Annotated in this window: 6 protein-coding genes; 2 read left to right on the forward strand and 4 right to left on the reverse strand. The window is 58.6% G+C overall.

Annotated elements, in window-relative coordinates; translation table 11 throughout:
• Nucleotides 1-21: 21 nt before the first annotated feature.
• From EJA72_RS03210 to EJA72_RS03225, 4 genes are all read right to left on the reverse strand, one after another.
• The gene (locus EJA72_RS03210) at nucleotides 22-1,455 is read right to left on the reverse strand and encodes an NAD(P)(+) transhydrogenase (Re/Si-specific) subunit beta (protein ID WP_157710092.1); all 1,434 of its coding nucleotides are present in this window, start codon (nucleotides 1,453-1,455) and stop codon (nucleotides 22-24) included.
• The gene (locus EJA72_RS03215) at nucleotides 1,452-1,802 is read right to left on the reverse strand and encodes an NAD(P) transhydrogenase subunit alpha (protein WP_053152987.1); all 351 of its coding nucleotides are present in this window, start codon (nucleotides 1,800-1,802) and stop codon (nucleotides 1,452-1,454) included. The genes EJA72_RS03210 and EJA72_RS03215 overlap by 4 nt, the downstream gene beginning before the upstream one ends.
• Before the next feature lie 11 nt (nucleotides 1,803-1,813).
• Nucleotides 1,814-2,935, reverse strand: a complete 1,122-nt coding sequence (locus EJA72_RS03220) for a Re/Si-specific NAD(P)(+) transhydrogenase subunit alpha (RefSeq protein ID WP_178129010.1) — start codon at nucleotides 2,933-2,935, stop codon at nucleotides 1,814-1,816.
• A gap of 434 nt (nucleotides 2,936-3,369) precedes the next feature.
• A complete protein-coding gene (locus tag EJA72_RS03225; RefSeq protein ID WP_157710093.1) occupies nucleotides 3,370-4,269 on the reverse strand; it encodes a LysR family transcriptional regulator in 900 nt (299 codons plus the stop codon).
• Nucleotides 4,270-4,426: 157 nt separating this feature from the next.
• Between EJA72_RS03225 and EJA72_RS03230 the strand changes: the two genes are divergently transcribed.
• Nucleotides 4,427-5,608: an acyl-CoA dehydrogenase gene (locus tag EJA72_RS03230; protein WP_157710094.1), complete on the forward strand. Its 1,182-nt coding sequence runs from the start codon at nucleotides 4,427-4,429 to the stop codon at nucleotides 5,606-5,608.
• 13 nt (nucleotides 5,609-5,621) lie between these two features.
• Nucleotides 5,622-6,842: a CaiB/BaiF CoA-transferase family protein gene (locus tag EJA72_RS03235; RefSeq protein WP_157710095.1), complete on the forward strand. Its 1,221-nt coding sequence runs from the start codon at nucleotides 5,622-5,624 to the stop codon at nucleotides 6,840-6,842.
• Nucleotides 6,843-7,162: the final 320 nt, after the last annotated feature.

A 7,162-nucleotide genomic window follows, 5' to 3' on the forward strand; every position in this document is an offset into this window, starting at 1 on the left:
CGTTCAGGTAACCGAGGTCAATTACTCGACAGCTTTAACCATGTCTTCGATGACTTTCTTGGCATCGCCAAAAACCATCATGGTTTTGTCGAGGTAGAACAGTTCGTTGTCCAGACCGGCATAGCCGCTGGCCATCGAGCGCTTGTTGACGATGATGGTCTTGGCTTTGAAGGCCTCGAGAATCGGCATGCCGGCAATCGGCGATTTCGGATCGTTCTTCGCGGCCGGGTTGACCACGTCGTTCGCGCCGAGCACCAACACCACATCGGCCTGGCCGAACTCGGAGTTGATGTCTTCCATCTCGAACACCTGGTCATAAGGCACTTCGGCCTCGGCCAGCAAGACGTTCATGTGGCCAGGCATACGACCGGCGACCGGGTGGATCGCGTACTTCACGGTCACGCCACGGTGGGTCAGCTTCTCGGTCAACTCCTTCAGCGCGTGCTGCGCCCGTGCTACTGCCAGGCCGTAGCCCGGAACGATGATCACGGTGTCGGCGTTGGTCAGCAGGAAGGTCGCGTCGTCAGCCGAACCGGATTTCACCGGGCGGGCTTCCTTGGCGCCAGCAGGACCGGCATCGACTGTGTTGCCGAAACCACCGAGCAGCACATTAAAGAAGGAGCGGTTCATCGCCTTGCACATGATGTACGAGAGGATCGCACCGGACGAGCCGACCAGCGAGCCCGCAATGATCAGCATCGAGTTGTTCAGCGAAAAGCCGATACCCGCAGCTGCCCAGCCGGAATAGCTGTTGAGCATCGATACCACGACCGGCATGTCGGCGCCGCCAATCGGGATGATGATCAGCACGCCGAGCACGAAAGCCAGGGCCAGCATTACGGTGAAAGCGGTGTAGTCGCCGGTGAGCATGAACGTCACGCCCAATGCCAGCGTGGCGAGGCCAATCAGCAGGTTCAGCTTGTGCTGGCCCGTGAACTGTACCGGCGCACCCTGGAACAGGCGGAACTTGTACTTGCCCGAGAGCTTGCCGAACGCGATCACCGATCCGGAGAAGGTGATTGCACCAATGGCGGCACCGAGGAACAGCTCCAGGCGGTTACCGGCCGGGATCGCGTCACCGAGTTGCTGGACGATGCCCAGCGACTGCGGCTCGACCACGGCAGCCACGGCGATGAACACGGCTGCCAGGCCGATCATGCTGTGCATGAAAGCGACCAGCTCCGGCATTTTGGTCATTTCAACGCGTTTGGCCATGATCGAGCCGACAGTGCCGCCGATCAACAGGCCGACGATCACGTAGACGATGCCGTCATGGGCCAGCTCGGCACCGAGTTTGTAGATCAGGCCGACCGTGGTGAGGATCGCCAGGCCCATGCCGAGCATGCCGAACAGGTTGCCGCGACGCGATGTAGTGGGGTGCGAGAGACCCTTGAGCGCCTGGATGAAGCAGACCGAGGCGATCAAATACAGGGACGTAACCAGGTTCATGCTCATGCTTGCTGCACCTCAGCCTTGACTGCTTCGGCCTTGGCTGCCGGAGCTTTCGCCGCTTTCTTCTTGAACATTTCCAGCATGCGGCGGGTTACCAGGAAGCCACCGAACACGTTGACCGCGGCCAGTGCCACGGCCAGGGTGCCCATGGTTTTGCCCAGCGGGGTCACGGTGAGGGCGGCGGCGAGCATGGCACCGACGATCACGATGGCCGAGATGGCGTTAGTGACCGCCATCAATGGGGTGTGCAGTGCAGGAGTCACGTTCCAGACCACGTGGTAGCCAACATAGATGGCCAGCACGAAGATGATCAGGTTGTAGATACCGTGAGAGATCAGCATGTCTTCCATTGTTTTTATCCTCAGCCGTTCTTGCGCACGATCTGGCCGTCGCGGCACATCAGGCACGCAGCGACGATATCGTCTTCAAGGTTGATCACCAGTTGTCCTTCTTTATCGAACAACAGTTTCATGAAGTCCAGCAGGTTGCGGGCGTACAGCGCCGAAGCGTCCGCCGCGACTGCGCCGGCCAGGTTGGTCGGGCCGCAAATGGTCACGCCATTCTCGACCACCACCTGATCCGCCACGGTCAGCGGGCAGTTGCCGCCTTGGGCTGCCGCGAGGTCGATGACCACCGAGCCAGGCTTCATTTGCGCCACGGTTTCGGCGCTCAGCAGCGTCGGCGCCTTGCGACCCGGGATCAGTGCGGTGGTGATGACAATGTCAGCCTGCTTGGCGCGCTCGTGCACAGCCAGTGCCTGACGCTGCATCCAGCTGGCCGGCATCGGGCGTGCGTAACCGCCGACACCGACGGCGCATTCACGCTCTTCATCGGTCTCGTAAGGCACGTCGACGAACTTGGCGCCGAGGGATTCGATCTGCTCTTTTACCGCAGGACGTACGTCAGACGCTTCGATCACTGCACCCAGGCGTTTTGCCGTGGCAATCGCCTGCAAGCCAGCCACACCGGCGCCCAGAATCAGCACGCGCGCCGCTTTCACGGTGCCCGCGGCTGTCATCAGCATCGGCATGAAGCGCGGATAGTGGTGAGCGGCCAGCAACACGGCTTTATAGCCCGCAATGTTCGCCTGGGACGACAGCACATCCAGGCTCTGGGCGCGGGAGGTACGAGGTGCCGCTTCCAGCGCGAAGGCGGTAATGCCGCATTCGGCCAGCTTGGCGATGGTTTCATTGCTGAACGGGTTGAGCATGCCCACCACAACGGTGCCGCTCTTTATCAGCGCCAGCTCGCTGTCGCTGGGGGCGACCACCTTGAGAATCAGCTCGGCACCAAACGCATCGTTGGCGCTGCCAATCGTTGCGCCTGCCGCTTCATAGGCACTGTCGACAACACTGGCATTGATGCCGGCGCCGCTTTGCACAGTGACCTTATGACCCTGGCCGATCAGCTTCTTGATGGTTTCCGGGGTTGCAGCAACCCGTGTTTCACCCGTCTGGGTTTCGAGAGGAACACCAATGTGCACGTCAAATCTCCTGCGTGATCTTATTGAGTAAACCCAGGCACTACGGATGGTGCGGCTGGGGCGGCCGATCAGCACGATCCCACCAAATCAAGGCGGGGCGCGGCATTTTGCAGGCGAACTTTACGCCCTTCAAGGGATTATGACGGGTGACGGAAAATTAACTACAAGTCACCCCGTGACCGAATGTCGCAAGTATTCGGCTCAAGCCCTTTCAGTACGGGGTGTGTAGGGGTTTTTTCCTGATTTTCATAAATTACAAATCGTTACCGTGAATGAAGCGTCATTTCGCTGAATTAGAGGCTCAAAGCCACGTCTTCAGGCGCTTCTGGGAAGTTTGTGCACCGTCTTGATACAGTCTGCGAATATGCGACATATAGTTATATCTGTAGGGCTTTTATTTTTCTGACTACGAAGTCAATTAAAAGCTGAACCCTTTAACCTTCTGGGTTGTAGCTGTGTGCCTGATGGATCAGCCAGTCCCGAAATGCCTTCAATGAGGCTGATTCGACCTTTCTCTCGGGAATCATCAGGTAATACGCCTTGATGCTGGAGAGTGCCTGGGGGTTGGCGATCACCAGGCGCTTCTCCGCCAGTTCCCGTTGAATCAGAAACGGCGGAATCAACGCGATCCCCATGTCGTGCATCGCGGCTTGGGACAGCATTGAGAATAGCTCGTAGCGCGGCCCTGTCATGTCGCGGGGGATGTTCAGGAGTTGAGCGTTGAACCATTGACGCCAGGCGTAGGGGCGCGTGGTTTGTTGAAGCAGCGGGAGCTCAGCGATTTCACTGGCGCTGAGGTGTGTCTTATTCCCAAGCACGTTGGGGCTGCACACCGGCATCGGATTTTCACCCATCAGCCTGTGGGATTCGGTACCCGACCAATCCGCGTCGCCGAAGTAGATGGCGGCGTCGAAATCGGTATCGGCAAACAGAAAAGGTCGCGTGCGGTTTGTGAGGTTGACCGTCACCTCCGGGTGTTTTTTCTGGAAGTCCTTGAGCCGTGGCAACAGCCATTGAGTGCCGAAAGTCGGCACGACCGCCAATTCGATCACGTTGGCGCCCTGTTGGCCCATCACGGACAAGGTGTCCCGTTCGACGGCGTCGAGTTGGGTGGCGACCCGCCGGCTGTAGGAAAGCCCGGCTTCCGTCAGCTTAACGCCCCGTCGCGAGCGTCGGAACAGTTCCACGCTGAGGAATTCTTCAAGGCTGGCGATTTGCCGGCAAATTGCACCTTGGGTCAGCGAAAGCTCCTGGGCGGCCTTGGTAAAGCTCTCGTGGCGCGCGGCGGCTTCAAAGCTGATCAGGGCGGTGGTGCTGGGTATTTTCCTGCGCATGTACGTCAACCTCACTAATACATCGCATAAACGGCATTTCACGATGTTTCGGAGTGAGAAATTAGCACAACAGTATGCGAAATCCTCGTTTGCCGTGACGCCGAACCCGGCCTAGGATCAGTCCACGTTATTTGACCCGATTCGAGAGGACACACTCATGGGCGGTAAAGCTAGCTTCAACTGGATCGATCCCCTGCTGCTGGATCAACAGCTCACCGAAGAAGAGCGCATGATCCGCGACACTGCTGCGCAATTCGCTCAGCAGAAGCTCGCACCGCGCGTTCTTGAAGCTTTCCGCCATGAAAAGACCGACCCGGCGATTTTCCGCGAGATGGGTGAAGTCGGCCTGTTGGGCGCGACGATTCCTGAGCAGTACGGTGGCAGCGGCTTGAATTACGTGAGCTACGGTCTGATCGCTCGTGAAGTCGAGCGCGTCGACTCCGGCTATCGCTCGATGATGAGTGTGCAGTCCTCGCTGGTGATGGTGCCAATCAATGAGTTCGGCACCGAAGCTCAGAAACAGAAATACCTGCCGAAACTGGCTTCCGGGGAGTGGATCGGCTGCTTCGGTCTGACTGAGCCTAACCACGGTTCCGACCCGGGCGCGATGATTACCCGTGCACGCAAAGTGGAAGGCGGTTACAGCCTGACCGGCAGCAAGATGTGGATCACCAACAGCCCGATCGCCGATGTGTTTGTGGTTTGGGGTAAAGACGATGCGGGCGACATCCGTGGCTTCGTGCTGGAGAAGGGCTGGAAAGGCCTGAGCGCTCCGGCGATTCACGGCAAGGTCGGCCTTCGTGCATCGATCACTGGCGAAATCGTCATGGACAACGTGTTTGTGCCTGAAGAGAACATTTTCCCGGACGTCCGTGGCTTGAAAGGTCCGTTCACGTGCCTCAACTCGGCCCGTTATGGCATCTCCTGGGGCGCGCTGGGTGCGGCTGAGTTCTGCTGGCACACCGCTCGCCAGTACACCCTGGATCGTCAGCAATTCGGTCGTCCTTTGGCGGCTACCCAGTTGATCCAGAAGAAACTGGCCGACATGCAGACCGAAATCACCATGGCGCTGCAAGGTTGCCTGCGTTTGGGCCGTATGAAAGATGAAGGGACTGCGGCGGTCGAGATCACTTCGATGATGAAGCGCAACTCCTGCGGCAAGTCTCTGGACATCGCACGGATGGCGCGCGACATGCTGGGTGGCAACGGTATCTCCGATGAATTCGGCGTGGCTCGCCACCTGGTCAATCTGGAAGTGGTGAATACCTATGAGGGTACGCATGACGTCCACGCGCTGATCCTCGGTCGCGCGCAGACTGGCATCCAGGCGTTCTATTAATAGGAGAACGGCCATGGGCGCGCTTTCGCATCTACGGGTACTGGATTTATCGCGGGTGCTGGCCGGGCCATGGGCCGGGCAGATCCTGGCGGACCTTGGTGTCGATGTCATCAAGGTCGAGCGCCCGGGCAATGGCGATGACACGCGCGCCTGGGGCCCTCCCTTTCTTAAAGACGCCTATGGCGAGAACACCAGCGAGGCCGCCTATTACTTGTCGGCCAATCGCAACAAGCAATCGGTCACCATCGACTTCACGCGCCCGGAAGGGCAGAAGCTGGTCCGTGATCTGGCGTCCAAGTCAGACATCCTGATCGAGAACTTCAAGGTCGGTGGTCTGGCGGCTTATGGGCTGGATTACGAAACGCTCAAGGCGATCAATCCGAATCTCATCTATTGCTCGATTACCGGGTTTGGTCAGACAGGGCCGTACGCCAAGCGTGCGGGTTATGACTTCATGATCCAGGGGTTGGGCGGGCTGATGAGCCTGACCGGTCGGCCTGAGGGGGATGAGGGGGCTGGGCCGGTGAAGGTCGGTGTGGCGCTGACGGACATCTTGACCGGACTCTACTCGACGGTGGCGATCCTTGCAGCGCTTGCGCACCGGGATCATGAGGGGGGCGGTCAGCATATCGACATGGCGCTCCTGGATGTTCAGGTGGCATGCCTGGCCAACCAGGCGATGAACTACCTGACGACAGGCGTCGCTCCGAAGCGCTTGGGCAATGCTCATCCGAACATCGTGCCTTATCAGGACTTTCCTACAGCGGATGGCGATTTCATCCTTACCGTGGGGAATGACGGGCAGTTCCGCAAGTTTGCTGAAGTGGCGGGTCAGCCTCAGTGGGCAGATGATCCGCGTTTTGCCACCAACAAGTTGCGGGTTGCCAATCGGGCGCTTCTGATTCCACTGATCCGCCAGGCAACCGTGTTCAAGACGACTGCGGAGTGGGTGCTGCAGTTGGAGCAGGCTGGCGTACCGTGTGGACCTATTAATGATCTGGCGCAGATGTTTGAGGATCCTCAGGTCAAGGCGCGCGGGTTGGCGATCGAGCTCCCTCATGTGCTGGCCGGGATGGTCCCGCAGGTGGCGAGCCCGATTCGACTGTCCGAGACGCCGGTTGAATACCGTAATGCTCCGCCATTACTGGGTGAGCATACGCTTGAGGTCTTGCAGCGGGTGTTGGGGCTGGATGCGAGTGCAGTGGCTGCTTTCAAGAGCGCAGGGGTGCTCTGAGGGGTTCCTTCTATATAGCGGGCGTGTTTCACGCCTCTATATAAGTAGAAAACGGGCCTGTTTCGGGCTTCTTGCAAGTTATTGATCGAAAAGTAAAATCAGCGCTTGACGGCAGATTTCAGATGTCTATAATTCGCCCCACTTCCGGCGCAGTCGAAACGGAAAACTCCTTGGTAAACAACGAGTTACGCAGGTTTCGACAGCGGGTTGCTTCAGGTCATCGAAGCCGAAAGGGAGTTGAAAAAGAGGTGTTGACAGCAGCGTGTAACGCTGTAGAATTCGCCTCCCGCTGACGAGAGATCGAAAGCGCAAGTGGTTGA

The sequence above is a fragment of the Pseudomonas sp. PB120 genome (assembly GCF_009761815.1).
In the GTDB taxonomy this organism is placed as follows: Bacteria; Pseudomonadota; Gammaproteobacteria; order Pseudomonadales; family Pseudomonadaceae; genus Aquipseudomonas.

Excerpts from the sequence above, each read along its gene's own strand:
- EJA72_RS03210 (WP_157710092.1), bottom strand. The coding sequence starts at position 1,455 with ATGAGCATGAACCTGGTTACGTCCCTGTATTTGATCGCCTCGGTCTGC.
- EJA72_RS03215 (WP_053152987.1), bottom strand. The coding sequence starts at position 1,802 with ATGGAAGACATGCTGATCTCTCACGGTATCTACAACCTGATCATCTTC.
- EJA72_RS03225 (WP_157710093.1), bottom strand. The coding sequence starts at position 4,269 with ATGCGCAGGAAAATACCCAGCACCACCGCCCTGATCAGCTTTGAAGCC.
- EJA72_RS03230 (WP_157710094.1), top strand. The coding sequence starts at position 4,427 with ATGGGCGGTAAAGCTAGCTTCAACTGGATCGATCCCCTGCTGCTGGAT.
- EJA72_RS03235 (WP_157710095.1), top strand. The coding sequence starts at position 5,622 with ATGGGCGCGCTTTCGCATCTACGGGTACTGGATTTATCGCGGGTGCTG.